The sequence below is a fragment of the Bacteroides sp. genome (assembly GCF_052357945.1).
In the GTDB taxonomy this organism is placed as follows: domain Bacteria; phylum Bacteroidota; class Bacteroidia; order Bacteroidales; family Bacteroidaceae; genus Bacteroides.
Genome location: NZ_DAWCXD010000073.1, coordinates 1 through 24,842 on the forward strand (window position 1 = coordinate 1; position 24,842 = coordinate 24,842).

Annotated in this window: 30 protein-coding genes and 1 pseudogene; 3 read left to right on the forward strand and 28 right to left on the reverse strand. The window is 41.3% G+C overall.

Annotation, left to right across the window (positions count from 1 at the left end; all coding sequences use genetic code 11):
• Positions 1 to 49: 49 nt before the first annotated feature.
• The 5 genes and pseudogenes from ACT8YW_RS13725 to ACT8YW_RS13745 all read right to left on the reverse strand — a co-directional run.
• Positions 50 to 247, reverse strand: a pseudogene (locus ACT8YW_RS13725) (DUF4134 family protein); the annotation flags it as partial.
• Positions 248 to 396: 149 nt separating this feature from the next.
• Entirely contained in the window at positions 397 to 1,119 is a 723-nt protein-coding gene (locus tag ACT8YW_RS13730) for a conjugal transfer protein (RefSeq protein ID WP_444105596.1), read from the reverse strand.
• 12 nt (positions 1,120 to 1,131) lie between these two features.
• Positions 1,132 to 1,494 (reverse strand): DUF3408 domain-containing protein, encoded by a 363-nt coding sequence (locus ACT8YW_RS13735; protein WP_005643546.1) that lies wholly within the window; start codon positions 1,492 to 1,494, stop codon positions 1,132 to 1,134.
• A 3-nt stretch (positions 1,495 to 1,497) separates the two neighbouring features.
• Complete coding sequence (locus ACT8YW_RS13740) at positions 1,498 to 2,193, reverse strand: ParA family protein (protein WP_234064434.1); 696 nt, start codon at positions 2,191 to 2,193, stop codon at positions 1,498 to 1,500.
• Positions 2,087 to 2,605: a hypothetical protein gene (locus ACT8YW_RS13745; RefSeq protein WP_444105598.1), complete on the reverse strand. Its 519-nt coding sequence runs from the start codon at positions 2,603 to 2,605 to the stop codon at positions 2,087 to 2,089. The genes ACT8YW_RS13740 and ACT8YW_RS13745 overlap by 107 nt, the downstream gene beginning before the upstream one ends.
• 439 nt (positions 2,606 to 3,044) lie before the next feature.
• Between ACT8YW_RS13745 and mobA the strand changes: the two genes are divergently transcribed.
• From mobA to mobC, 3 genes are read left to right on the forward strand one after another with little or no spacing between them, the layout of a single operon-like run.
• Positions 3,045 to 3,491, forward strand: coding sequence for a conjugal transfer protein MobA (mobA, locus tag ACT8YW_RS13750; protein WP_005643552.1), 447 nt, complete (start codon positions 3,045 to 3,047; stop codon positions 3,489 to 3,491).
• Positions 3,466 to 4,692 carry a conjugal transfer protein MobB gene (gene mobB / locus ACT8YW_RS13755; RefSeq protein WP_149965521.1) on the forward strand — a complete coding sequence of 409 codons (1,227 nt, stop codon included), beginning with the start codon at positions 3,466 to 3,468 and terminating at the stop codon, positions 4,690 to 4,692. Before mobA ends, mobB begins: the two co-directional genes overlap by 26 nt.
• 46 nt (positions 4,693 to 4,738) lie before the next feature.
• The gene (mobC, locus tag ACT8YW_RS13760; RefSeq protein ID WP_444105628.1) at positions 4,739 to 6,751 is read left to right on the forward strand and encodes a conjugal transfer protein MobC; all 2,013 of its coding nucleotides are present in this window, start codon (positions 4,739 to 4,741) and stop codon (positions 6,749 to 6,751) included.
• Between the two features lie 73 nt (positions 6,752 to 6,824).
• Here mobC and ACT8YW_RS13765 read toward each other — a convergent pair whose 3' ends face one another.
• From ACT8YW_RS13765 to ACT8YW_RS13875, 23 genes are all read right to left on the reverse strand, one after another.
• The gene (locus ACT8YW_RS13765) at positions 6,825 to 7,439 is read right to left on the reverse strand and encodes an RteC domain-containing protein (RefSeq protein WP_444105601.1); all 615 of its coding nucleotides are present in this window, start codon (positions 7,437 to 7,439) and stop codon (positions 6,825 to 6,827) included.
• Between the two features lie 89 nt (positions 7,440 to 7,528).
• Entirely contained in the window at positions 7,529 to 8,386 is an 858-nt protein-coding gene (locus ACT8YW_RS13770) for a helix-turn-helix transcriptional regulator (RefSeq protein WP_021936902.1), read from the reverse strand.
• A 138-nt stretch (positions 8,387 to 8,524) separates the two neighbouring features.
• Positions 8,525 to 8,980, reverse strand: coding sequence for a transcription initiation factor IID (locus tag ACT8YW_RS13775; protein ID WP_149965518.1), 456 nt, complete (start codon positions 8,978 to 8,980; stop codon positions 8,525 to 8,527).
• A gap of 30 nt (positions 8,981 to 9,010) precedes the next feature.
• A complete protein-coding gene (locus ACT8YW_RS13780; RefSeq protein WP_444105603.1) occupies positions 9,011 to 9,238 on the reverse strand; it encodes a hypothetical protein in 228 nt (75 codons plus the stop codon).
• Positions 9,239 to 9,241: 3 nt separating this feature from the next.
• Positions 9,242 to 9,706 carry a hypothetical protein gene (locus ACT8YW_RS13785; protein WP_444105605.1) on the reverse strand — a complete coding sequence of 155 codons (465 nt, stop codon included), beginning with the start codon at positions 9,704 to 9,706 and terminating at the stop codon, positions 9,242 to 9,244.
• A gap of 142 nt (positions 9,707 to 9,848) precedes the next feature.
• On the reverse strand, positions 9,849 to 10,313 hold the full coding sequence (locus tag ACT8YW_RS13790) for a hypothetical protein (RefSeq protein WP_149965515.1): 465 nt from the start codon (positions 10,311 to 10,313) through the stop codon (positions 9,849 to 9,851).
• A gap of 102 nt (positions 10,314 to 10,415) precedes the next feature.
• Positions 10,416 to 10,907 carry a YfbM family protein gene (locus ACT8YW_RS13795; RefSeq protein ID WP_149965514.1) on the reverse strand — a complete coding sequence of 164 codons (492 nt, stop codon included), beginning with the start codon at positions 10,905 to 10,907 and terminating at the stop codon, positions 10,416 to 10,418.
• Between the two features lie 82 nt (positions 10,908 to 10,989).
• Positions 10,990 to 11,739: a hypothetical protein gene (locus ACT8YW_RS13800; protein WP_149965513.1), complete on the reverse strand. Its 750-nt coding sequence runs from the start codon at positions 11,737 to 11,739 to the stop codon at positions 10,990 to 10,992.
• Between the two features lie 552 nt (positions 11,740 to 12,291).
• Positions 12,292 to 12,870 (reverse strand): hypothetical protein, encoded by a 579-nt coding sequence (locus tag ACT8YW_RS13805; RefSeq protein WP_149965512.1) that lies wholly within the window; start codon positions 12,868 to 12,870, stop codon positions 12,292 to 12,294.
• Between the two features lie 47 nt (positions 12,871 to 12,917).
• The gene (locus tag ACT8YW_RS13810; protein ID WP_444105608.1) at positions 12,918 to 13,340 is read right to left on the reverse strand and encodes a hypothetical protein; all 423 of its coding nucleotides are present in this window, start codon (positions 13,338 to 13,340) and stop codon (positions 12,918 to 12,920) included.
• A 73-nt stretch (positions 13,341 to 13,413) separates the two neighbouring features.
• Positions 13,414 to 13,911: a DMP19 family protein gene (locus tag ACT8YW_RS13815; protein WP_444105610.1), complete on the reverse strand. Its 498-nt coding sequence runs from the start codon at positions 13,909 to 13,911 to the stop codon at positions 13,414 to 13,416.
• A gap of 79 nt (positions 13,912 to 13,990) precedes the next feature.
• Positions 13,991 to 14,713: a WGR domain-containing protein gene (locus ACT8YW_RS13820; RefSeq protein ID WP_013619123.1), complete on the reverse strand. Its 723-nt coding sequence runs from the start codon at positions 14,711 to 14,713 to the stop codon at positions 13,991 to 13,993.
• Positions 14,714 to 14,793: 80 nt separating this feature from the next.
• Positions 14,794 to 15,348: an imm11 family protein gene (locus ACT8YW_RS13825; RefSeq protein WP_070752028.1), complete on the reverse strand. Its 555-nt coding sequence runs from the start codon at positions 15,346 to 15,348 to the stop codon at positions 14,794 to 14,796.
• A gap of 100 nt (positions 15,349 to 15,448) precedes the next feature.
• The gene (locus tag ACT8YW_RS13830; RefSeq protein WP_444105613.1) at positions 15,449 to 16,036 is read right to left on the reverse strand and encodes a hypothetical protein; all 588 of its coding nucleotides are present in this window, start codon (positions 16,034 to 16,036) and stop codon (positions 15,449 to 15,451) included.
• Between the two features lie 520 nt (positions 16,037 to 16,556).
• Positions 16,557 to 17,273 carry a hypothetical protein gene (locus ACT8YW_RS13835; RefSeq protein WP_220654519.1) on the reverse strand — a complete coding sequence of 239 codons (717 nt, stop codon included), beginning with the start codon at positions 17,271 to 17,273 and terminating at the stop codon, positions 16,557 to 16,559.
• A 560-nt stretch (positions 17,274 to 17,833) separates the two neighbouring features.
• Entirely contained in the window at positions 17,834 to 18,859 is a 1,026-nt protein-coding gene (locus ACT8YW_RS13840) for a hypothetical protein (RefSeq protein ID WP_444105615.1), read from the reverse strand.
• A gap of 78 nt (positions 18,860 to 18,937) precedes the next feature.
• Complete coding sequence (locus ACT8YW_RS13845) at positions 18,938 to 19,492, reverse strand: imm11 family protein (RefSeq protein ID WP_444105617.1); 555 nt, start codon at positions 19,490 to 19,492, stop codon at positions 18,938 to 18,940.
• Between the two features lie 519 nt (positions 19,493 to 20,011).
• The gene (locus tag ACT8YW_RS13850) at positions 20,012 to 20,416 is read right to left on the reverse strand and encodes a hypothetical protein (protein ID WP_444105619.1); all 405 of its coding nucleotides are present in this window, start codon (positions 20,414 to 20,416) and stop codon (positions 20,012 to 20,014) included.
• A gap of 50 nt (positions 20,417 to 20,466) precedes the next feature.
• Positions 20,467 to 20,907 (reverse strand): DUF6756 family protein, encoded by a 441-nt coding sequence (locus ACT8YW_RS13855; protein WP_149965532.1) that lies wholly within the window; start codon positions 20,905 to 20,907, stop codon positions 20,467 to 20,469.
• 73 nt (positions 20,908 to 20,980) lie between these two features.
• Positions 20,981 to 21,676 (reverse strand): Imm43 family immunity protein, encoded by a 696-nt coding sequence (locus ACT8YW_RS13860; RefSeq protein WP_444105621.1) that lies wholly within the window; start codon positions 21,674 to 21,676, stop codon positions 20,981 to 20,983.
• Between the two features lie 1,007 nt (positions 21,677 to 22,683).
• The gene (locus ACT8YW_RS13865) at positions 22,684 to 23,451 is read right to left on the reverse strand and encodes a hypothetical protein (RefSeq protein ID WP_444105623.1); all 768 of its coding nucleotides are present in this window, start codon (positions 23,449 to 23,451) and stop codon (positions 22,684 to 22,686) included.
• Between the two features lie 14 nt (positions 23,452 to 23,465).
• Positions 23,466 to 23,762, reverse strand: a complete 297-nt coding sequence (locus ACT8YW_RS13870; RefSeq protein ID WP_444105625.1) for an ankyrin repeat domain-containing protein — start codon at positions 23,760 to 23,762, stop codon at positions 23,466 to 23,468.
• A 181-nt stretch (positions 23,763 to 23,943) separates the two neighbouring features.
• Entirely contained in the window at positions 23,944 to 24,741 is a 798-nt protein-coding gene (locus tag ACT8YW_RS13875) for a DUF1266 domain-containing protein (protein ID WP_149965530.1), read from the reverse strand.
• Positions 24,742 to 24,842: the final 101 nt, after the last annotated feature.

The following is a 24,842-nucleotide window of genomic DNA, read 5'->3' on the forward strand; positions in this document are numbered from 1 at the left end:
AGGTGTAATCTAAATGTTACACAATCACTGATGCAACTTCACGTCGCACGAACTTATTGTACACTTTAATCCCGCCGACCAAGCCGATCACGGCTCCGATTGCGTAGCACAGCTTCGTTCCCGGATCAAAGTAGCTTGTTACCATTTTCGTCGCCTCTGCGATACCGGCCGAGCCGTTTCCCTGCGCATGGAGCGAGCCTGTGGCGATTAGCATGACCGCCACGAATACAAGTTGTTTCGTGTTCATAAATTTATCGGATTTTGAATATTGGACACGGCGGAGGGAAGAGTCCGCCGTATCCGGTTGTTAATTAAATTTGTCTGGATTTCTACTGGTAAGAATGAACCGGCAGCTATCCGTAATCTCTTTCTTTCATGTACGCTTTACTTTATTCGTTAGACAATATCACTTATGGAGAAAGTGTCCGGTATGGTTTCTGCCGCCGCTTCACAGTCCGGCTGTTTACGCTTGCGGTACGCCGCAAGGTGCAGCTCGATCAGCGAGCCGATCCGTTCCTCACGTTCCGCATCGCCGGAGGCCAGCTGTTCGAACATCGGGGTATTGCGAAGTTCTGCCAGCGTCTTTCCGGCCTGAAGCCTTTCCTCCTCACTGGCCGCTTCACCGCTGACCGCCACACGCACCGCCAGTCCCATGTCCTCGAAGCGGATGCCCGTGGCTTGCGGCGTGCATCCCGGCAGGCGTTTGTCCTGCTCGTCATCGTCTATCGGAGGATTGTCATCCGTCGGTTCTTTCCGGAACTCCAACGGAACATCCATATCTTCCATCAGTTCCAGTTCTTCCGGCAGCGGACTCCCTTCTGCAAACAGCTTGTCCAGTTCCTCGGCGGAAACTGTTTTCGGGTATTTTTCTTTCTCCGGTGCAAAAGTATCTGCTTCACTTACAGATTTTTCGTTTTCAATTTTTTCGGGTGTTTGTGGCGTGGAGTGGCTAAGGGAAAATGTGCTTTTGCCTAAAATCTCGCTCACGTCCACCGCCATCCGGGTAAGGATCTGCCCGGCTTTTTCCGCCCTCTTCCTTCGGTTGTTCCGCTCGTAACAGAAGTAGGCGGCTATCCACAACAGATAGCTGCCGATAAGTAAGAATAAGATTGCTGACATGGTTTCCGGGGTTTAAAACAGTTCGGTACTTCGTTTTCTGTATTCCTTCGTAATCTCGTCCTGATAGGCGGCAAAGTGCTGTTCCAGCACGTTGTCCACATAGCTGAAAATGGACATCTCGTTGTTTCCGATTGTCTGGACAATCCTCTGAATCCGTTCATGGAACTCCTTACGAAGGTAGATTGTCTTGCCAAGCCGTGCGCAGACCGGTGACTCGTGGATGAACAGACGGACATATCCGCTCTCTTCACCGGACTGTCCCTTGTTCCCGGCTGCTTGCGCCTGCCCGTCCGCCGGCCGGCCTTCCTTGAACGAGGCGACTATGGAGTCCTCGTCAATGTCCGTCAGATTTATCTTTTTCCGTTCGTTTCCCATAGCCTACTTCCTGATAATGGACAACAGTTCTTCCGTAATCTCTTTCAGGTTACTGCCTTTGACCAGCGTGCCGTCCGCAGGGAACAGCGTGGAACGGAACAATGCCTTATGTTCCCCCGTCAGCTCACGGCGGAACCGTTTGCTGTCCGGCAGGAAGGTATTCAGCACTTTCAGTCCCAGCTCGCCGATCACCTGTTCGTACACCTTGTACAGTTCCGATTTCTCCCGGCCGTCCACCATGTTCCACAGAAGGTACAGCCCTTTGATATTCGTCTTGCCCGTAGCGATCAGCGTGTCATTCAGCCGGCTCGCAAAGCGGAGTGTGCTTTCCATCACCACCCTGTCGGCGGCAATGGGGGAAAAGACATAGTCCATGTTCGCCAGCGTGTTCAACACGCCCGTACTGTTTACCGTGCCCGGCAGGTCGAAGAACACGATGTCCGTTTCCGGCATCTTTTCCAGCAGTTCGTCCGCCTTTGTGACAGCATCCTCAGCCGTACTTTCCGCTATCGGATAGGCTTTCTTCCGTATCCGTTGCAGTTGCCTGTACGCCATCAGTTTGTAATGCTCGTCCTCCATGACCGTTTTCAGGTCACGTTTTCTCATCTCGGCAATGCTGTGTTGCGGGTAGTCGCAATCCACCACCGCCACATTCATCCCTTTCACATAGTGCAGGTAACTTGCCACCAGCACGGTCAGCGTTGTTTTTCCCGCTCCGCCTTTTTGCGTGGAAAAGGCGATAAAGAGTGTTTCTTTTTCCATGATGCAGTTTGTTTACAAATGATACTTTTGAATCAACGCCGCAAATAAAGAAGGAAAAAGAAGGGAAATTCATGGTTGGGGAACGGCGGGGTTCGAGTGGCCGGCTCCTGACGTGGAATGGCTGACTGACCGAAGTATTGTCCGTCTGATTGGCCGACCGACGGTCTGACCATACATGACACAATCCGGCGGACTGCATAGCCTGTCGGACAAACAGGAAGATAGTCGGTTGCCTAATCATCCCGCCGGACAGACAGCCTTTTATCCGCTTGGTTGGCTGGTCAGCCAGCCGACCGCACCAACGTTGCAACGGCTGACCGTCTGGTTGGTTATCTGACCGGTTGGTCATTCAGTCCGTCATTACGCATCCCATTCAGGCACATCCTCAACCGTTGGTTCAGCCACCATCGGCCACCCGTTTATCCTCTTGTTCCACCCGTGTGTACAAGTGGCTTCTATTTGGCATAATGTGGCTAATATTGGTGATATACAACTGATTATATCACTTCCTAACTTTGCGCCATCCAACCGGGGAATGGGCAGTTTGCCTTCCGTCGGTCGCCAATCCCCGCTTTCCCCGAAAGCGCTCTTTCCTCTCCAAAGAGGAAAGATTTATGTTCGCCCGAACATAGCAAGCTGTGTTTTTTGCAGCACCACTCCGTTTTGCAGCAAAAAACGCTTGCCCTTGCAGGGGGCTGCAATTTGCTCCGAAGTCGCAAATTGTGTGGGGAAGAAACAGACGGCGGCAATGCCACCCGGTGGAATTGTACCACATAAAAAACGTATATATGAACAACGAGAAAAAGCGTCCCCGCACAAGGGGAAAAGGGGGCAGGTTGCCCAAGTCGAACCCGGCCGTCCGCCGTGAAACCGTCAATCTGGACGAAGCCGGCCATGCACGGTTTCTCACCATGTTTGAGCAGTCCGGCCTGTTGTCCAAATCCAAGTTCATCGCCGCACGGATCTTTAACGAGGAGTTCAGGGTGATCCGGACAGACCGTGCCACAATGGAGTATGTGGCCAAGCTCACGGAACTGTTCCGGCAGTTCCGTGCCATAGGAGTGAATTACAATCAGGCAGTCAAGGAATTGCACATCCATTTCACCGAAAAGAAAGCGTTGGCACTGCTTTACAGACTTGAAAAGCTCACCCTTGAACTCGTGGAGCTGAACCGCCGGATTGTCGAACTTTCCCAAAAACTCGCCTCACATGGTAGCCAGGATCAGCGTGGGTAAGAACTTGTACGGCGCACTGGCCTACAACCAGAACAAGGTCGATGAAGGCGGGGCGAAAGTCCTTTCGGCACATCTCCTTCGTTATCCCGAAGACGGGCGTTTCCGTCCGGATGAATCCGTGCGGCAGTTTCTCGAATGGATGCCGAACCATTACCGCACCGAGAAGCCGGTCATACACATCTCCCTCAATCCGCATCCCGACGACATGCTGACCGACGGGCAGCTGGCGGAAATCGGCAGGGAATACATGCAGCGGCTCGGTTACGGTAACCAGCCCTATCTTGTCTTCAAGCACGAGGACATCGGCCGGCATCATATCCACATCGTTTCCCTGCGTGTCGACAGTGAGGGAAGGAAGGTTTCCGACAAGTTCGAATACCGCCGCAGCAAGGAGATTACCGAATTTCTGGAGCAGAAATACGGACTGCATCCGGCGGAAGGCCGGAAGAAAGGCGAAGAGTGGCAGCTGAAGCCGGTAGATGTTGCCAAAGGGGACATCAAACGGCAGATCGCCTGTACCCTCAAACCCCTGCTCAAGCTTTACAGCTTCCGCACAATGGGCGAACTCCGTGCCCTGCTTTCCCTGTATAATATAGGTGTGGAAGAAGTGAAGGGGGAAATTGGCGGACGCACCTACCACGGCATACTCTATACCGCTTTGGACGGCAACGGCGAAACGGCGGCCACTCCCATAAAGTCCTCCCGGCTGGGCAGAACGGCCGGTGCACAGCAGTTGGATAGGAAGATGCGGGAAGCTGCCGCAAGAATCAAGTCCGATCCGTGCCGTGAACGGCTTCGGCCGTTAGTGGCCGAAGCTTTGCGCCGGTCCGTGGACGAACGGGATTTCCGTGACCGGCTGGCGAAGGAACAGATAGACTTGGTTCTCCGCCGCAACGGAACCGGCAGGATTTACGGCGTTACCTTTATAGACCACCGCAGCCGCACCGTGCTCAACGGCTCACGTCTGGGCAAGGAGTTTTCGGCAAACACGCTCAACGGACGCTTTCAGGAGCGGCCGCAAGATTCCCTGCCGCCACTTCTGCCGCCCGTTCCGTCCGCTGCGGTTTCCGGAAACGGGGAAAAAATTTTGGGAGGGTTGCTTTCCGGCATGGAGCCGGAGCTGAACTATGTCCCCCGGCATCCCAGGCTGCTGAAGCCCGACAAGAAGAAACGCCGTCGACGTTACGGGCGTCAGGACTGACCCCGTATTACATAATTATCAAGACGAAAACTTTTTAAAATTCAGTATTATGTCACAAGAAGATGATCTCAGGGGACTGGCGAAAGTCATGGACTTTATGCGTGCCCTCAGCGTGTTGTTCGTAGTTGTCAATATCTATTGGTTCTGCTATCCGGCCATCCGGGAGTGGAACGTCAGTATCGGAGTGGTGGACAGGATTCTGCTGAACTTCCAGCGCACGACCGGGTTGTTCGGCTCCATCCTTTGGACAAAGCTTTTCTCCGTTACCTTCCTTGCCCTCTCGTGTCTGGGCACGAAGGGTGTAAAGGAGGAAAAAATCAAATGGGTGCATATATGGACAGCCCTTTTCACAGGTGTCGTCCTCTTCTTTTTCAACTGGTGGCTGCTCAGCCTGCCCGTACCGTTAATGGCACGCACCGCCTTTTATATATTCACTCTTGCCGTCGGCTACCTCTGCCTGCTCGCCGCCGGTGTATGGATCTCCCGTCTGCTCAGACAGAACCTCATGGACGATGTGTTCAACAACGAGAACGAGAGTTTCATGCAGGAAACAAGGCTTATCGAAAACGAATATTCTGTAAATCTGCCGACACGGTTCTATTATGGCAAGAAGTGGAACGACGGCTGGATCAATGTCGTGAACCCCTTCCGTGCCTCCATCGTACTGGGAACGCCCGGTTCGGGAAAGTCCTTTGCGGTGGTGAACTCCTACATCAAGCAGCAGATAGAGAAAGGCTATGCCGCCTATATCTACGATTTCAAGTTTCCCGACCTCTCCACCATTGCTTACAATCACCTGATCAACCATTTGGAGGGGTACAAAGTGCCGCCGAAGTTCTATGTCATAAACTTCGACGATCCCTCACGCAGCCACCGCTGCAATCCCCTCAACCCGAAGTTCATGACCGACATTTCCGATGCTTACGAGAGTTCGTACAGCATCATGCTCAATCTCAACCGGTCGTGGGCGGCGAAGCAGGGCGATTTCTTCGTCGAGTCGCCCACCATTCTATTTGCCGCCATCATCTGGTTTCTGCGGGTGTACAAGGACGGCAGGTATTGCACCTTCCCCCATGCCGTCGAGTTCCTCAATAAGCCTTACGAGCAGATCTTTCCCATCATGTCCTCCTATCCCGAACTGGAGAACTACCTCAGTCCTTTCCTCGATGCGTGGCTGGCGGGAGCCGCCGACCAGCTCATGGGGCAGATCGCCAGTGCGAAGATACCCCTGTCCCGTATGATCTCGCCGGCACTCTACTGGGTGATGTCCGCCGACGAGTTCTCTTTGGACATCAACAATCCCGACGAGCCGAAAATCCTCTGCATAGGCAACAATCCCGACCGGCAGGCGATATACGGTGCTGCGCTCGGACTGTACAACAGCCGCATTGTAAAGATTGTCAATAAGAAGGGCAGGCTGAAAAGCTCCATCATCATCGACGAGCTGCCCACCATTTTCATCAAGGGACTGGACAACCTGATAGCAACCGCACGCAGCAACAAGGTCGCCGTGCTGCTCGGCTTTCAGGATTTCAGCCAGCTTATCCGTGACTATACCGACAAGGAGGCGAAGGTGATCATCAACACCGTCGGCAATATCTTCTCCGGGCAGGTTACGGGGGAAACGGCCAAAACCCTCAGCGAGAGGTTCGGCAAGATACTTCAGAAACGCCACTCCATCTCCATCAACCGGCAGGACGTTTCCACCTCCATATCCACCCAAATGGACAGCCTCATTCCACCCAGCAAGATCAGCGGGCTGACACAGGGGATGTTCGTCGGCTCCGTAGCCGACAATTTCGGGGAGAGGATTGAGCAGAAAATCTTCCACTGCGAGATTGTCGTCGATGCCGGGAAAATAGCCGAAGAGGAGAAGGCATATCAGAAGATACCCGTTATCACCGGCTTCGTGGACGATGACGGAGTGGATCACATGAAGGAAATGGTACAGGAAAACTACAACCGGATCAAGGAGGATGTCAAACGGATCGTGGCCGACGAGCTGGAGCGCATCGCCAGCGATCCCGCCCTCAAGCACCTCCTGGAACTGAACAAATGACGATGCGCCGAACGGAAAATCCCCTGTAAACGGCTATGGCTTGCAGGGGATTCTATCCGTTCCGGGAATCGGATTACCTTCTATGGTAATGTTTCTCGTCATCTTCTTCCATCCGTTTGAGCAGCACTTCACGCAGGCGGTCAATGAAATAAGTACGTTCGTCCGCCTTTCGCCTGCGTATCCGTGCGTAGTAGCTCGATGCGCTTTTCACGTCCAGTCCCAGCAGCCCGCACACGTATTCCACCACACGTTTCAGCGTGACATCACCGCTGTTGAACAGCTTCAGCTCGTGGCAGGCGTACAGAAGCTCTATCAGGTTTATCACTTCCGATGTCCAGATGACCGGAGGGGTTACCGCCGGTGCGGATGTTTCCACCGTACCGGCCGGATGTATCTCATAGGCGAACTTGCAGTGGGCTTGCATCCCTTCCAGATAGGTCAGAGTGCCGATGATATAGGAGTAGCAGATCAGATGTTCCTTCTGTGCCGTGCGGTAATGCTCGCGCAGGATGACCAGCCTGCAACTCAGGTATTGCAGTTGGAAAAGGACAATGGTGATGTCGCTCTCCGCACGTTGCAGCTCGTACACTTCCTTTACGAACTCGGCATTGGCTTTCGACAGTGTTTCCTCGTTGCTGTTCTCTTGTCCCAGCAACAGGAGATAAGGGGTAACATTGAATAGTTTCATAATGTTTTTTCGTTTAAGTATGAAAATGGCTTCAATGTAAGCGCTTTGCCCGACATGCCTGTTCCGCTTTTCGCCGAAAGTGCCGGTGTCTATTCACCCAGATAGAACTTACGGCGTTCCTTGCACAGCTCATCGTACAGATCCTTGTGCAGCTCGCTCGGACTTTGCTTCATCTGTTCCGTACAGAACTCCCAGAAACGGTTGGCCGATGCGAATCCGTTCTTCTCGGCTATTTCCATTAGCGGACGGTCATAGTAATATTTCAAGTCCCGCCGTATCTGTCCGATGCGTTGTTCCTGGAGCCATCTGTTGGCCGGGCGGTGGTAGATCTTGCGGAGCTTGTCACGGAAGGTCGAAACGCTCATGCAGAACATTCCGGCGAGTTCCTCCACGCTGTGCGTCCGGTAGCTGTAGCGGTTCACCTTCATCCGGAACACGGCGGCATACAGGGGCTTCAGCCGTTTCTCGGCAAACTGGAAGTCCAGCTCGGTAAGCGGTGTGGACTGACGGCTGATCTGTTTGCGCCGTTCCACGAAGAAATAGTCGCATACCTCATTACACATGTTGTACAGGGGTTGTGGAGTGCCGGTATGGTACAGCACCTCGCACAGATAGAGCATCTCCGGCGTGCGGTACGCTTTCCGGTAAGGCTCGACGAAATGGTGCAGCAGGTCGTTCTGTATCTCCACCTCTTTGGAGAGGGAGAGCAGCATCAGCAATGCCCGGTACTCTTTGCACGACACGGAAGGCAGTTCCGGCAGCTCTTCCATACGCCGCAGGACATGGCGGCACAGTTCCGTGTTCCGGGAATAGGGTTCCAGCACAAGGAATTTTTTCGTGCTTTTCGCCTTCAGCAGTTCCTCCACTTCCGCTTGGAGGGCAAGGGTTGTTTCTCTCAGTGACTCCGGTACGGTCATCACCAGCTGTTCGATAAACTTCGTTTCCATGATAATGCGTTTTTAATGGATAAATCGGTAATGTATGAAATCCTGCAAAGATAACCGCCATAGACCGGTAACCGCTTCCGTTTTTCGCCGGAAATGCTTCCGTGTCTGGAAGTGGAATTAAAAATCCCACCTCGCTCTCTAATTCTTTACAAAGGAATAATACACCCAGTAGATGAAAATCCAGACCATATCTCCGGCAAGCAGACAGATGATCCGTTGCCTGAATTTCAAATCATACTTTTCCGCTTTCAGCTGTTTCAGTTTGGGGAAGAAGTCGCCGGGCAGATAGTACCGCCTGCACAGATAGAACGGTGCAAACATAAATATGACGAGCATTTCCCACCATTGGTAACTGACATTCCTGTTCTTCTCGTTCTGTTTGTCCATGCGGGCTTTCTCCGCACGTACGGCGGCATCCAGCCGTCGCATGAAGGCTTCCTCCTTCTCTTCCATGATGTCGGCGATCACCTTGTCGTCCACGCCTCGGTTGTACAGTTCCAGCTTTGCCTGCCGCACCTGCTTGTCGGTATATTCGCCCGTCACGTTATTGGCGATTAGCAACAGCTCATCTGTCGAATATTCTCTTGTCCTCATATACTCAATCTTCTATCCTACAATCCATAGCTAAGCCTTTTGGATTAGCCGCCATACCACGTGATAAAGGAACATGGCGACAAGCATGACGAAACCTGCCCGCAGGAAATATTCTTCAAAGTCCACAACAATGTAGTTCTTCCGCTTCTTCAACAACTCGGTATTGGTCGTTGTGTACAGTTCTTCCTTGCGAAACACGTATATCATGTTGCCTTTGGGGGCAAAACTGAATATCGGGTATTTTAATTTCGTTTTCATCTTTCAATACCCCCGCCAAATCTTCAATAAAATATTTTTAGAGGGGCGACATCTGAACACCTCTGCCAATTCCTCAAAACTCTTGCATCCGAATACGGCCTGCGTGAATTCATCTGCATTTTCCCAAAGCCCGGAACGGTATTCTTGTGATTTCTGGTATCGTTTAACGACAATCTCCTGCAATGTCCGTAAAGTAATGCGGACGGGATTTTCCTCATATTCATTCTCTATTTCAATAATACCACACTGCATACCGATAAATCCACGTATGCCTTTCCATCGGATGAAATGGGCTGTTTTTATTATGTACATCATACCCGAAGCATCTACTACAATGTTCTTTTCACGTTTGTTTCGTTTGAACCATGCTATACTGGTCGTATTATATGTATTCTCTTCCCAACAAACATATACCACGTTGTTTCGGGGAGAGAATGAAAATATTGGGTATTTCAGCTGGGCTTTCATTATGAATTGGTGTTAATGGCTTGCAGCTTGCTACCGTTAGGCAGAAAAGGTGCATGTTAGCATCATATTAAATAAAGAAATCACATTTTTGTTAATTCCCATTTTACAGAACAAGTGGAAACATCATCAATATATGCTTGTTTTAATATAAGGTTAAATCTCTCACAGTATTATTTTTCCAAATAATACTGAAACTATAATCCAAATCATCAGTGGTGAATGTGATTTTCCAGCTATTGTTGTATTTGACGGATGATTCTATTGCTTCCGGATAAAATCTATTCTGCCACGAAGTATATATTTCTTCTTTATGTGCCAATCGGCTTTCAGTGGGTAATAAATTTTCTACTTTGGCAATCACTGATTCCCAATTCTTCAACAATACCTGTAAATCCAAAATATGCTGTGACAAAGGAGCTTGAGCATCTCCTTCAATCCAAATCACAGTTTCCGTCGAATATAGTGGCAATTGGATTGTGCTCCACCAATTGTAGTGCTCATTCTGCCACCAATCACATACCTTAGAGTGAAAGATACCCAAATCTTTTACTGCATATTCTTTTTGTGTTCCAAACAAAATATCTACCAGTTTTTTGAAAAATCCCATTATTTTTATTTGTTGCTAATGTTATACTATTTAATTATTAATGGTTTACAGCTTGTCGGCGTTAGGCGGAACAAGTGTTTGTTATAAACATTTTTACATTTATTACAAATCTACCGTAAAGATGACTGAACAACTTTCTTTTTGAGCATTCTCATAAAACGATTGAATATCTCCACTCCAACCTAAAAGGTAGTTCAAAGTATCATCATTTTTAGGTAATGAATATTCTTGTTCATCTATCAGAGGGAAATTCTTTCGTATAATTTCTTGCAGATTATTTTGACGTAAATAGGCAACTATTTGTTTTACCTCAGAATGATTCTTCAGAGTCATGATTTCATCTTCTGTTTCAACTAAAAATTCTCCACCAAACACAATGTTTGTCGGAATAGAATTTTCCTCATTCCATTTACCTCCACCAAGACAATATTGGATACCTTCCCATGCTTTATCTAACTCGCAACCACGAAGCGTTTCCAATAAGGTTTCCTCTATTCCCTCTAACATATAATCATACCATTCATCCTGTGGCAAGGAACGAAGTTTGTTCAGCTCATCTTCTTTCAAAGCATATAAAACACCTAATCTTGACATAATTTTATTCTCCTATTGTTTAATTTATTGATAATGGGATAGCGGGGAACGCTGTAAGGCGTTATCACGCTTCGTTATAAACTCAATTTATTTTACATGATTGGCTTTTAATTATCCACCATTCCTGTTCTTCCACCCCACGAGCCTTTTGTATCTCGTCCGTTGTCAGATTCTCATTGTGATAGGCATTATATAGATTTTCCCAACCATTCTTACGATATTTCGATGATACAATCCATTCGCCTGCATCATTAAACAGGCAGAAGTTTGCAGGAGTATCGGGTATAATCTCATCTGCCCAAGAACAGATTTTTGTCAGTCCCTTTGCGGATTTCCACTTACCCCGATATTCAGATAAGTTCAATTTCAGTTCTGCCATTTCATTCCATCCTTTCTCTATTTGTTGTCCGCTCATCCGATACCCCTGCTTGAAAGAACCGGAGAATGTACCGCTATATTGTTTATCTCCGTATTCCGCAAACGAGTAATGCCCGTATATGAAACCGTCCAATTCCGTATATTCACTTTTTATCATTTGAGAACAGGAAGAAATGCTATCTATACAAACCTTTCCCCTAAACGAACAGATTACGGATAATCGAGTACGACTGATACCCTTTATCTCATATTCTCTACTATCCATTTTCCGAACTTCGGTAATATGAATATCAATTCGGCTACAATCTTCTCCTAATATGCCAATCATACTTAAATTGTCAAACAAGCCCGAAAGGTCTTGCTGTAAAATATCCGCTTTGGGATTTTGTGAATAGGCTACTCCACAAAACCAAAAGAGTAAAAAGATAATGATATGGTATATTTTCTGTTTCATATTTTGCACTATTGTTTATAATGGGTTGGAAAGGAACACCGTTTAGGGGTTAGCTTTCCTTGTTAATATTGTTTTGTTGGATGTTTCAATTTGGTATATACATAAATTTTCCTTTGTAAGAAAACGCACAAATAAAGTATATTACAAAAATTACTAATGTTAGCATGATACAAATCACATTCTTCTTTTTCTCATTCTTTTCCCGATAAATGCTTCTTCCTATCCTTGCTTTCTTTTCCGGCCAAAACAAGAATCCATTAAGGCAATAAATCATTATTATAAAGATGAAATGTGAACAAGGATGCGCAATATACTTTAGAATTGGATTTTCAAACATCATATTTGTATAAGCTCCCAATAAGCTATATACCATATATATGATAAAACTAAAACACACAACAGAAAATGCTTTATTCTGTTCTCTGTCTTTACCAAAGGAATCATAAATAAAGAAAATTGTGTAATACCAATACTTATACCAACTCATAACAGATTTAATATTAATGGTTCAGCAAGGAACGGCTTGCCGTTATCCTGCGTTGTTAGCTGTATCTATTTTAGAAAATCCAAATCAAAATAATATTGATTGTCATTCTTCGGATTTATGTAAATCGTTGTCATTCCATAGTGTTGCAATAGCATTTCCAATGAAACTTTTTCCTTCAAGATTGCATCACTGCGAAATGTTTTTGTCTTTCCATTGTATTTGGTTGTGTACGTTACGGTGCATATTGTAGTGGACACAATTTGTTCACTATGATAAATGTCAGGGAATAAATAGCCACTGACACCATTCCAAAATTGGATTTCCCATGTATGGAATATCCGAAAGATAGGCTCTTGCATCCTTGATTTCTTGGTATACCATTTCTGTGTAGTGACTTTACATTGGTTTAAATCAACAAATAATTGTATTCCATGCCTTTTTATTTGTTTTGTAGCCTGTTTTACTCTATATTTATAAATAGTATCACCAATAAGTCCGGAATTCAACCAAACAACCAATAAGATAGCTCCTGATATTCCAATAGCATACCATTTTGCAGCAAAGCAAATGCCCACACCGAATACATAAATCCAAATAAAAATAAATCCAAGTATTCTCAATATTTTATTCTCATAGATTTTCATTTCATATAATTACAGCTAATGGTTTGGAAAGGAACACCGTTCAGGGGTTATCTTTCCTTGTTACCAATGAATTTACTTTTGTATATAGCGTACTCTACTGTGTAAGTAGCCAGCTTCACGCCTAAGAACATGCCTACAAGCAATATATATGCTACAAAGCAATATTGATTATACAAGAGGTCTTTTAAGAATACAGGTATCAATAAGGCTATGATTGTAGCGTTCTGAAACCACTTCTGTACTTTCAATAAGAGGTTAATATATAAATGGTTTCCTATGTAATTGAACCCCCATTTATAATTATGCCGTTTCAGGTAAGACAATGAAAACCAAAATCCTACAAGTGAAGCAATAAGGGCTACTCGCCACCATGCTCCCATGTAAGGGAACATGCCTTTTAAGAATGTCAGCAAAACAATACCTATTATGCTACATTCATATACTATTCTTACTTTTGTTACATCATTCATATATGTACGCTATTTGTTGGTAATGGCTTGGTGAGGAACAGCGTTTAGCTGTTATCTCGACCTTGTTATGAACCTATTTTGTTAGAAAATCCGCAGGATGTTGTTTAATATATGTTCCTATCAGTGTATATAGTTGTTTGTCATTCTTCATCAAGGCATAATACTCATCATCGAAAGCATTGAATATTTTCTCCTTATAACCATAAAAGAAACTCTTCATTGTTCCATCCCAAATAGAATGTAATTCATCACGATTGGTGGCATATTGCTTGTTGGCTCGTTTTACGACATTCGCAATCTGCATTGCACCGAGTTTGACAAAAGTGTTCTCTGCACGTTCCGCACGTTCACCATCGGAATTGTAGTAATATTGGTTGAAACCGCCGTTGATTACTTCTGCATGAAGCTCCACCGCACACATTATGTTGTCAAACTCTTGGCTCTCCATGTCGGCAGCCAGTTCTCCGTCTATATATTTCCGACGAAGCTTGTGCGCTGGCAATCGCTCAATCAATTCCATTGTTATTCTCTCTGGTCGAGCAAGTCCCAATATTTTTCTTATCCAACTCATATTACTATTGTTTTATTGTTCATAATGGTTTGCAGCTTGCCGCCGTTAGGTGGCACAGGTGCTTGTTAGCAACATACGTTCAAAAAATAAAGCTAAATGATTGGAGATCTTCTATCATCTTGCTTTGGATTTCATTTTCATTCCAAGGCATACCCTCAATCAAAGCTAATCTTTTAATAGCTTTAATTCCACGTTCTTTTAACTCAAATGAAATAGAGCCGGTTATTTTTATTTGCGCAAAAGCGGTAGCATAGGTAACCATATCACTTTGAATCATATCCATTTCCTTATCTGCTGCCATTTTTTTAACTTCGTCGGCATCGAGAGTAGTGATAGGAACATACTCCATATCCCAGTCTTGTTCTATCAACTTCTGTGGAAAGTTGGAAAAGTCAAGATTTGGATTTTTCCTAATGGCTTCAAATATGCAAATCAACGTATCATGTCCTTCATCACTTCCGAATGGAGTTTCTTCATCACCTTCTGAATAATATATTTCATCACTGAAATGTTCGGAAAACCTTGGATGTGATGTTTTGGGATTAAGCCCAAATTCATCGCTGTCAATATATAATCGCTTCATAAAATCAAAGTTCCCGTCTTCTATATAGCCTTTTTTCATTTTTGAGCGGATTAACTTTTCGGCTTCCTTTTGACAGTCTTCTTGTGTATCAAATTCCTTTACTTCAAATTTTCCTATGCTACCGTATTTGCCGTAATTTACAGCAAAACTACAATCACTATAATCTATCCACCAAAATTTGTGGGATTTCTCATCTTTATATACAAAGGCTCTTTTCATGTTGTTTCTATTTTTGATTGTTGCTAATGGTTTGGTGAGGAACAGCGTTCAGCTGTTATCTCGACTTTGTTATCAGTGATTTATTCAGCAATACCTGCACACGTAAATTTTAATCCAGTGATTGAATTTTGCTTCACGAAATCTACAAATTCATCTGTACAATAATAACTGCTATAAAATAGGCTATCCCGAAATATGATATATGAACCTATATTTTCAAGAATAAAATCACAGTTATTATCTCTCATCATCTTTAAGATTTCTTCATTGCTCTTAGAATCTGTATTTATGGCTTTTACCGTATTTAGAACATTTATAAAATAATAGTCTGAAGTGTTACCGCCAACATTAACAGGTAAAGCTTCTATTTGTCCTTTCAGCTTTTCAGCGAGCAATAAAGAAGTTCTTTCGTTTACTATCAGGCAACCAGAAAAATAACAAGATGCATCAAAGTCCTCACTTCGTTTGTCTTTCTTTTTCCTTTTATCTCTGAACAGTTCTAAACTAAACCCTTTCCACCTATTGATAAGAGTTTGACCTTTGAAATTTAAACGGTCTTTATGTAATTCATCATCTTCCTTGAATACAAAGAACTTGTAATTATCAAAGTCTTGTTCAATTTTATATATATTCATAATATTACACTATTTAATTACTGATAATGGTTTGGTGAGGAACAGCGTTTAGCTGTTAACTCGACCTTGTTATAAACTCAATTTGGATTTGAAAAATAGCTTATTGTATTCGTTCAAATAAAATAGCATCCTTACTTTCCCAAAACTTAGCTTCTGTTATTGCAAATCCCAGTTTTGTACAATACGATAGTAGGATGTCTTTATTCACTCTATTTTTGATAAGCCTACGCTTATAGTAGCTTTCATCTTCAAACCACTGGACAATACCATTTTCATAAAAAATCCATTTAGGGTCTTTCATAGCATATACAGTCCTAACATCTATTCCATTTTGTATGAATTGAAAAGAGTTCATGCTATCAGAACTATCTATATTAGTGATTTTAAAATTGTAACAATCACATTGTAATTTTGAAGATAAGCAACGAGCCAAAGTATTCCAACCGTCCGAGTAGTTGGAATACATAACGCAGATATTTCTATTTGTTGCAGGCGCAAAGAAATATGCTTTTTCAAAATGTGCCCCACCTTTTAGGGGACTATTATCATACAAATCAAACACGAGTGGTCTAAACGATAACTTTCGTTTACCATTCTCTAAGAAATCAGCACTTAAAGTTTTTACAATGTCCTCTAACGAGCATTGAAAACAACTAAAAGTGAAATATGAAAATTGTTCTATTAGCATGATGAACTCTATTTTAACGAATTAAGCTATTTTCAGCCATTGTTCATAATGGTTCAGCAGGGAACGGCTTGCCGTTATCCTGCGTTGTTAATGGTATATTTATATTTTCCCTTTACTATAAAAAGCCTCTAAAACAAAGAGAAACAACGAAAGGAAAATGTATAATATAAGTATCAATAGATTATTCTTATTAGGCTTTTCATTAAACTTCTCTATGACAGCTTTATACCTTCTTTTCCAGCAGAAACGAATACATAAAAGAATGAATATCAGCCCTAAAGACACATTATACATTGTTCGCGTTGGATAAGGCAATATTTTATATTGTTCCAATACTCCCCATATTGTGTGAATATTACAATTCAGAAATACAGCGAGAATTAACAAAGCTGCATAAACCGCTATTTCGGAATAAGAACTGTATTTCCATAGCCTATAAAATTTGAAAAATAAATAATCTATCATACTTAATTGCCATTAATGGTTAGAAAGGAGCATCGTTAGATGCTATCTTTCGTTGTTATAAACTTAATTGTTCTTGCTCACTTACATTTTCGTTTATTAGTCTGCACATATATTCTTGCAGGCAATAATTATATATTTCAGCAGTAAGTAATGATTTTATATATTCCACATTTTCATATATGTATTTCATTTTATAAGCCAATATTTCAAAGGGCATATCTTCGTTATTATATGTAGCCATTATCTGCCATAAATTTGAAATTGTTTGGCTTATGTCATTATCTTGGCACTGTTTATTGGCTTCCATATTCTGATATTTATAGATGTAATACTCTGTGTATGCTGGTATGCGGTATGTTTCATGTGCAAAGCCAGTTCCGCCCCCGGCAATACATCTCAACATATCATTTACACAATAGAATATTTTGTTTAACGTCTTACGTTCACAACGATAGTGTTTCCTATTATTGGCATTAAACTGTGCATACCATATACAATATAAGTCAAATCCGGTTTCTCCATAGAAATAACCTTGCAATGAAGTATATTGTTGGCGGTATAATGTATCGGGATAAACCGTTGCCGAATTTGCAAACAATCTTTCCGCATCTTCTTCTATATAGCGGTACTCTTTCTTGCTTTGTTTACGGAATTTATCAATATTGAGTATATCATCTTGTATGTTACGTTCACACAGAGTTTTACTACAAGAGCAACCCATTACCACGAAAATGGCAAGAACAATTAATACTATGTTTGCAATGTGATACATATTGTTTATAATGGTTAAGCGGGGAACGGCTTGCCGTTATCCTGCTTCGTTAATAACTTTTTTCTTTTCAATAGATATGAAATGCCTATTGTCAAGAACAAATAAAAAACAAGAATCTGGCTTGCCAACCATACAAAAATGAAATCATCAATATTGGGTGGAAGATATGCGTCATAAGGTGAATATTTAAGTCCACTCCAATATTCTTGCAATTCTTCTATTTTGAAATAGTAGGTATAAGACCATATATTGAAACACAATAGAATGGTTATCGAAATCGCTCTCAAGGCTACTTTATGCAAAATAATATCCAAGATTACAAACAATAACAATGCGACTATCAACAAGAACGCTTGTAAAAATGGGGTGAAATCCATTGTTCCATTTGTATCTACTATACATATAGACCACCTTAAAATACCTACTATTATTCCGAATAGGAGAAAATAGACTGTATGGTATATCTTGTTTTTTATGTTCATCTTTAAATTGTTATTAATGGCTTGACAAGGAGCTGCGTTCAGCAGCTAACTTGGCTTGTTATCAACATTTATAATTACTTACTCCCATATTATTTCACAAAGAGCCAGCTTGGTATCTTCATTACAGATAAATGCCCGGTTATTCCAAACATCTAACACTCGGAAAGCACTATATCCACGAGGCATAACGAGGTCAACCAAAGTACAATCAGAAAGGCGCAATAGTTTTTGCTTGCCTTTCCACTCATCTGTTTTGAAAATGGAAGATAAAATTAGCCAAGTTCTATCCCCAGAGAATTTACCTCGCATCCCATGTTTTCCGGGCAAACGGCTTAAATTGTCTTTACCCCACAATTTATTTTTAAACAAGCCGTTAAACTCCAACTCTATATACCAATAATATCCCATTCCAGCCAAACCTACTGGATTAGTTGTGCTACTTTCCAAAAAAGCATATAAATGTCCAGTCTGTTCTTGCATAGAACCTATCAGAGGATAGTTATAATTGAAAACTGCTTTGGAGAAATCTCCATTCGCTTTTGTCACCGAATCAAGATGTGCTTGCCGAGTTCCAGCTTTGCTATACACACAAGAACCAATGTCAGACCAACGGGCAGTCTTTGTTGCAAAATTGACAGTCAAAGTTGTGAAACTGTTTGTTGCTTCCAAAACCCTATCCACTCTACATACAATAGGAAATACATCATGCTCTCCAGTAACAGCTATTGGCATAGGTATGCCTCCGTTACACCAGTTATCCATAGAAATAGAAGTCCAATCACCATTTATTTCAGATAACCACCAAAGAGTTTTGCTGGCTCCACAAAGAAATAATATTCCGTTGTTGCAAGATAAAAGTACGGGGTCTTGCCAAATGTCTTGCACTTCTTGGGGTTTTGGACTGGGGATAAATCGGGAAATATCTCCTTTTATCCATAGCACTCCTTTCGACTTTTGCTGTGAATGATAAACAGAGAATACTAATTCCTCTTCGCTACGAGCTATCATCCCTTTGCCGCCAAGTGGACTATATTTGAAAGAAGTGCCAGACAATTCAATTCCGCCAAACTCCCAATCTTTTATTATTTTCAGTTTCGCTTTCATGATTAAAATTCCGTTTTTGTTGATAATGGCTTGACAAGGAGCTGCGTTTAGCAGCTAACTTGGCTTGTTATCAGTGATTTATTTTACGATACCTGCACATGTAAATTTTAATCCTGTGATTGAATTTTGCTTCACAAAATCTACAAATTCATCTGTGCAATAATAATTGTTATTAAACAGACTATCCCGAAATATGATATATGAACCGATATTTCCTTTATTGAAAATACCATTATTATCTCTCATCATCTTCAAAATTTCTTCATTGCTCTTGGACTCTATATTTAAGGCATCGACTGTATTCAATACATTTATAAAATAATAGTTTGAAGTATTACCGTCTACATTGACAGGTAAAACTTCTATTTGTCCTTTCAGCTTTTCAGCGAGCAATAAAGATGTTCTTTTATTTACTATCAGACAACCAGAAAAATAACAAGAAGCACCAAAGTCCTCACTTCGTTTGTCTTTCTTTTTTCTTTTATCTTTAAAGAATTCTAAGCTAAGCCCTTTCCACTCATTAACAAGTGATTGACCATTATAATCCCAAACATCTTTATTTGATTTATCTTCTTCCTTGAATACAAAGAACTTGTAATTATCAAAGTCTTGTCCAATTTCATATATATTCATAATGTTACACTATTTAATTACTGATAATGTTTTGGTGAGGAACAGCATTAAGCTGTTATCTCGACCTTGTTATGAACTTATTTTAATATGGCATATAAAATTTATCTGCCATAAACAGCAATATGAATATGATTAGAATAACAAACGGCAATATTAAAAATAGAATAGCCCATATATTGGAATATTTCTCATACGATTCGTCCTCTCGAATTTTCAAATACCGTCGTTTATAATGATAATAGACATACAAAATAATCCATATAAGGGGAAAGGCAAGCAGAAAAAGTGGTCCCGGATTAACACTTGTAGCTGCCCAATAAATCAAAGCTATATCTACTCCGTAAAATATAATTACGGTACTTAACACACTTGGAACATGCCAAGAATACATACTTGTATCTGAATGTCGGGTTAAGTATTCCGTCTTACACCATAAATATCCTAATATTCTATGTATCATATATTGCTACTGTTCATAATGGCTAAGCGGGGAACGCTGTTAAGCGTTATCCCGATTTGTTAATAATTTTTTCTTCTCAATAGATGCGAAACTCCAATTGTCAAAAGCAGATAGGCAACCAGTAAACCTTGATAAAACCAATACTCATGAAATTTGCCTATGTCTGCTAAAAAAATCTTTCCGCTTGAACCTTGATGAACCACGAATCTATATTCATCACAAAACAAATAATATTCAAAACTCATTAGGTAGGCAAGTGCCAATATAGATAAGGCGATTAGGCGTGATATTTTATGATGTAGCCACAAATCGCTTCCGATAAATAGCACTGAAAAGACAGCCCAATACATAAATGCAAGTGAAAAATGCCACCCTGTTCCGTATAAGGGGCTTATAATACCGACACCTGCATAAAGCGTACTTGCCAATAGTAAGTAATACAATATTATTTTTATAATTTTCATGTTTCGCACTATTGTTATTAATGGCTAAGCGGGGAACGCTGTAAGCGTTATCACGCTTTGTTATCAACTCTCATTTCATTTTTTCTCACATCAATATAAAGCAAATCATCATGGTCTGTTATACTATATAGTTCCATAAAATCTTCTGTTACCAAATAATATTCATCAAGCCCCTCACAGTCTCCGATAAATCTATGTATATCAGACATTCTTGCTTTATAGATGATGAAATCCTTGTTCCAATAATCAATAAAGAAATAGAGAACGATATTTTTATCAATTACATCTAATAGACAAAAATAAGGGTCTTCCATATTACAATCTATACTATATGGCACATATTTAAAACTCAGCCATAACGCACGAGGATTCCCGATTACAAATGTGTCATATAACCTTTGTATTAAAATCTCTTTATCGACATCTCCTATTTTCTGAAATGGAAGATGATTATCATTGACCGTTCGCTCTATTTCTTTATAATCAAACATGACATTTTGCTTTTGTTGATAATGGTTTGGTGAGGAACAGCGTTCAGCTGTTATCTCGACCTTGTTAACGATTTTATTTCACAATCATAAATTCATTCCCATATGGATAAAAGTCTTCATCTATCCATAGTTTGGAGTAGTCTGATAATTTGTAAATTTCAGGTTTATACAAATTCAACACCTTATCCAAAACTCTTTCTCGGAATATTATACCATCTCTATATTCTACGCTATCTAAAACGAAGAAATTCTGTATGATTGAATTGTCTTTCAGTTTCATGTCAGGATATATCGTAAAACTAATTCCTATTTTTTTATCTATATCACTTTGATAGGTTATGCCTTCTCCGAAGTGGAAAGAATCATTGTCAAAATGATTTATACGTAAAGCATAGTATTTCTTATCCGTTAGAGTTTCGTTTTTCTTGTTTACTACCTTGACGGTTGCAATATCATATTTATCAACGAACCCATTTTCTTGAAGTAAAGACAAAAACTCTTCCGATATGATTTTGAGTTCTATACTGCTTTTATCAAGAAAATCAAATTGCAGGATTCCCGGTTTCTTGTTGCATACAAGGTATAAGACGGGAGGTAAATTCTCGCGCCATCCGTCATTATTTTGCCACATCCATTGCCCGAGATTCTGAAACTTCTGCCTTTTACTTTCATCATAGATATCACAAACATCAGATTTGCCATACTCCAATAATCCTTTAGGCAGTTTATCTATCCCATATCGCCAAATATAAAGCTCTTCCGTATTCATAATTGCTGAATTTATTATCGTTAATGGTTCAGCAGGGAACGGCTTGTCCGTTATCCTGCGTTGTTAGCTGTATTCTTTATTTTGTTTCGGAACAATACATATGCACCAGATAAACAGACTATAAATGGTATTGCAACAGTCCATAAACAGAGTGTTTCTGTACCACACCATAAAATAAGCAACATGGGTACAAGAAAAAAAGACAAAAAGCAATATATATTATTATATCTGATTATCGGAAAGTAGTTCAGAAACAATGTGATTGTCCCAGCTGAAAACATTATTACTCCAATTATTGCCCAAGTTAATAATATCCCTTTATAAGTAATGTTTATATTATCACATGATGACTGTTTTGTGCTTTGAAACAATAACCATACGGTACAAAAGGTACATAACAAACTAAAGCATAATATACCCAACCATGTTTTCAGCAACAATTTGATTATATAGTTTTTCTGTCTCATATTCTTTGTTCATTTTATAGCTAATGGCTAAGCGGGGAATGCTGTTTAAGCGTTATCACGCTTTGTTACAAACTCAATTTATCTATTGATATAATAGTCTTTAAGTAGAAGCGGGAGGAAAAACCAACTTACTGTGCCTATTATAGAGATAGCAACAAAAAACCAACTTTTCCTAATGTTGTTATTGTTCCTGTAATGGTTGTTCCACCTTCGGTATCTTTTTGTTTCATCCCAAAATACGATTTCATTTATGAATATAAATAATATAGAACAAGAGAGATAGATAAAAATCTTGTTATCATTAACAAAATGGAATGGTGCTATCAGTGCCATTATCAATGCAATAAATGGGAGATAGAAAAACAGAAAGCCAATGTAATTTCCGGCTCTACCATATCCAAGTAATCCCCAGAAGAAATACTTGATTGTAAAATACCAATAGATATACCAGTTCATAATGTTAATCTCAAATTGTTTATAATGGATTGGTGAGGAACAGCGTTAAGCTGTTATATCGATCTTATTAGTTGCTTACTATATTTACTTAATGATTTCAATGTTTTGAATAGGTATATAACCAATAGGAGCATTAAAAATAGAATTTACTCTGCACCAGCCATTTGTTAATGCACTTATGATCACAGGCATACCAAATTGGACAGTTATTCCATCTTCACCTTTGGCAGTTTTTTCTCCATTAGGTAAAGAATAAATATGGGTGCTGCATAGTATAGCACTATCTCCAACTTGTGGCGTAAAGTTCGTCCTTTTGGCATTTTTAGGTCTCTGTAACATTATAATATTATATTGTGTTTCTATACATTTTGTAGATAAGAATAAGTATGCTTCAAAACAGTCTTTACATTCATTCTCTTTAGGAAAATGCTTGATGTGAAAACCCGAAGTGTCAGCATACAGCTTTCCGTGAGTTTCATCGCCTTTATTATATACTCCATATATCAATCGCCCATTAGAATTATAATATGCAATACTATGCAATGCACCCCCGTCAGCCCATCGCTTAAATACTTTTCTTATTTTGTTATTTCTATCGAAATACATAGTGAACAATACATTAACATTATTTATTTGACCATCATCTAAAATTTTGTACGAATGAATTTGATTAAATTCCATATATTCATTATTTATCACTTCCCCAAAACTATCCAAAGGAACAAGGTATGCAATCCACAAAGGCATTTTGTTTATTGCATTAATCTCTGTTTGAATAATTGCCTTATAGCTTTGTGCGAAAGTATAAGGTGAAAGCAAGAATAAAATATAAAGTATTATTATCATTCTCATATTGCAACTAATAGTTAGCAGGGAACGGCTTGTCCGTTATCCTGCGTTGTTAGCATTATTTTTTGTTTCACCCATTGCAAAAGTAAATTTTCAATCTCTTTTGCACCTGTTTCCTTAGCCAAAGCAAGAGGGGTGCTGCCGTCACTATCCTTTATATCAAGGTCTGCATGATACTCTAAAAGCAACTGCACCAGTTCTATGTTATGATTGGTAATGGCTTCCATAATCGGATATACTTTGTAGGTGTTGTATGGACTTTGACAACCATTTACGTTAATACCATACTCCAGCAAGATACGGGCTAACTTCACGTTAGACAATTTGCAGGTGTATGTCAGAAGCGTTAGCCCATATTCATCACTATATATTCTATCATTAATGTCCTTATATCTTGATAAGAATAAAGAAACCGCATTTCATACGGACACTTCTGAAAATGTAGCATCTGCCAAAAGGCGGTTTCTCACTAAAGTGGATGTGTAAAGAAGTCGCTTACCAAGCGTATTTTCTCCACGGGCTGTTTTCATGTGTCAACAATTCATCGGCAGTACTTTTCATCACAGAATTGTATGCGCCCTTGCCGCCCCATAAGGAACGTCCGATAACATAGCTCATAGCCATGTCTCCCCATGAAGAGAACTCGGAATGTACCATATCGTATGCGATGTCTATATATTTCCAAGCATCCGCTTCGGAAATATAGCTCATTTCACAGCAAGCACGGGCAAGGAAGCAGATGCGTCCTGCATCCCAACCGGCAACACCGTAACGTTTCAAATCTTCCTTTTGTGCAATCACTTTGCAGGCAAGCAGTTCCTCATAGGTTTCCTGCAAGTTTTGAAACTGCATAACAATTTTGTCATAATCTTCTTGAGAAGTCATATTCTGCTGAAAGATTTCATCTTGTTCTTCAGGTTTGTCCAACAAAAATGCTTGATAGACAAAAGGAAAATAATACCGATATCCTTTTCCACAAAGGTAGTTCAATTCTTTATGGGCAGCTTCCGTAGTTTCAATACCCCACCATTCTCCGAGTATCTTGGGCAGCATATCGGAAATGCCGGTTTCTACCGAGTTCTGATAAGCCCCTTGTTGAGAGGCATACATGGCTCCAACAGCAATCCTCTTGCATTGCTCATCGTTCAATTTCGATTTTGGGTTTAGGCATACGCCTTTGAAAGATCTGCGTATTTTCCTGATAAATAAAAATGCGCTTTTCCCTTTCTTGAAAAGCCAAAAACCGCCCACGACAGCAGCTATCGTAACGGATATCCAAAAATCGTTGCTCATATTGTTATCATGCTTTTTAAGGTTCTTATTGTTATTCTCCCCAATTCGACTGCTTCCACGGCGATTCATCATTCTCCAGCAAGAGTTCTACTATCTCGTAT

Coding starts and splice junctions, on each gene's coding strand:
- ACT8YW_RS13730 (WP_444105596.1), bottom strand. CDS start 1,119: ATGTCAGCAATCTTATTCTTACTTATCGGCAGCTATCTGTTGTGGATA.
- ACT8YW_RS13735 (WP_005643546.1), bottom strand. CDS start 1,494: ATGGGAAACGAACGGAAAAAGATAAATCTGACGGACATTGACGAGGAC.
- ACT8YW_RS13745 (WP_444105598.1), bottom strand. CDS start 2,605: ATGACCAACCGGTCAGATAACCAACCAGACGGTCAGCCGTTGCAACGT.
- mobA (WP_005643552.1), top strand. CDS start 3,045: ATGAACAACGAGAAAAAGCGTCCCCGCACAAGGGGAAAAGGGGGCAGG.
- mobB (WP_149965521.1), top strand. CDS start 3,466: ATGGTAGCCAGGATCAGCGTGGGTAAGAACTTGTACGGCGCACTGGCC.
- ACT8YW_RS13765 (WP_444105601.1), bottom strand. CDS start 7,439: ATGAAACTATTCAATGTTACCCCTTATCTCCTGTTGCTGGGACAAGAG.
- ACT8YW_RS13770 (WP_021936902.1), bottom strand. CDS start 8,386: ATGGAAACGAAGTTTATCGAACAGCTGGTGATGACCGTACCGGAGTCA.
- ACT8YW_RS13775 (WP_149965518.1), bottom strand. CDS start 8,980: ATGAGGACAAGAGAATATTCGACAGATGAGCTGTTGCTAATCGCCAAT.
- ACT8YW_RS13780 (WP_444105603.1), bottom strand. CDS start 9,238: ATGAAAACGAAATTAAAATACCCGATATTCAGTTTTGCCCCCAAAGGC.
- ACT8YW_RS13785 (WP_444105605.1), bottom strand. CDS start 9,706: ATGAAAGCCCAGCTGAAATACCCAATATTTTCATTCTCTCCCCGAAAC.
- ACT8YW_RS13790 (WP_149965515.1), bottom strand. CDS start 10,313: ATGGGATTTTTCAAAAAACTGGTAGATATTTTGTTTGGAACACAAAAA.
- ACT8YW_RS13795 (WP_149965514.1), bottom strand. CDS start 10,907: ATGTCAAGATTAGGTGTTTTATATGCTTTGAAAGAAGATGAGCTGAAC.
- ACT8YW_RS13800 (WP_149965513.1), bottom strand. CDS start 11,739: ATGAAACAGAAAATATACCATATCATTATCTTTTTACTCTTTTGGTTT.
- ACT8YW_RS13805 (WP_149965512.1), bottom strand. CDS start 12,870: ATGAAAATCTATGAGAATAAAATATTGAGAATACTTGGATTTATTTTT.
- ACT8YW_RS13810 (WP_444105608.1), bottom strand. CDS start 13,340: ATGAATGATGTAACAAAAGTAAGAATAGTATATGAATGTAGCATAATA.
- ACT8YW_RS13815 (WP_444105610.1), bottom strand. CDS start 13,911: ATGAGTTGGATAAGAAAAATATTGGGACTTGCTCGACCAGAGAGAATA.
- ACT8YW_RS13820 (WP_013619123.1), bottom strand. CDS start 14,713: ATGAAAAGAGCCTTTGTATATAAAGATGAGAAATCCCACAAATTTTGG.
- ACT8YW_RS13825 (WP_070752028.1), bottom strand. CDS start 15,348: ATGAATATATATAAAATTGAACAAGACTTTGATAATTACAAGTTCTTT.
- ACT8YW_RS13830 (WP_444105613.1), bottom strand. CDS start 16,036: ATGCTAATAGAACAATTTTCATATTTCACTTTTAGTTGTTTTCAATGC.
- ACT8YW_RS13835 (WP_220654519.1), bottom strand. CDS start 17,273: ATGTATCACATTGCAAACATAGTATTAATTGTTCTTGCCATTTTCGTG.
- ACT8YW_RS13840 (WP_444105615.1), bottom strand. CDS start 18,859: ATGAAAGCGAAACTGAAAATAATAAAAGATTGGGAGTTTGGCGGAATT.
- ACT8YW_RS13845 (WP_444105617.1), bottom strand. CDS start 19,492: ATGAATATATATGAAATTGGACAAGACTTTGATAATTACAAGTTCTTT.
- ACT8YW_RS13850 (WP_444105619.1), bottom strand. CDS start 20,416: ATGAAAATTATAAAAATAATATTGTATTACTTACTATTGGCAAGTACG.
- ACT8YW_RS13855 (WP_149965532.1), bottom strand. CDS start 20,907: ATGTTTGATTATAAAGAAATAGAGCGAACGGTCAATGATAATCATCTT.
- ACT8YW_RS13860 (WP_444105621.1), bottom strand. CDS start 21,676: ATGAATACGGAAGAGCTTTATATTTGGCGATATGGGATAGATAAACTG.
- ACT8YW_RS13865 (WP_444105623.1), bottom strand. CDS start 23,451: ATGAGAATGATAATAATACTTTATATTTTATTCTTGCTTTCACCTTAT.
- ACT8YW_RS13875 (WP_149965530.1), bottom strand. CDS start 24,741: ATGAGCAACGATTTTTGGATATCCGTTACGATAGCTGCTGTCGTGGGC.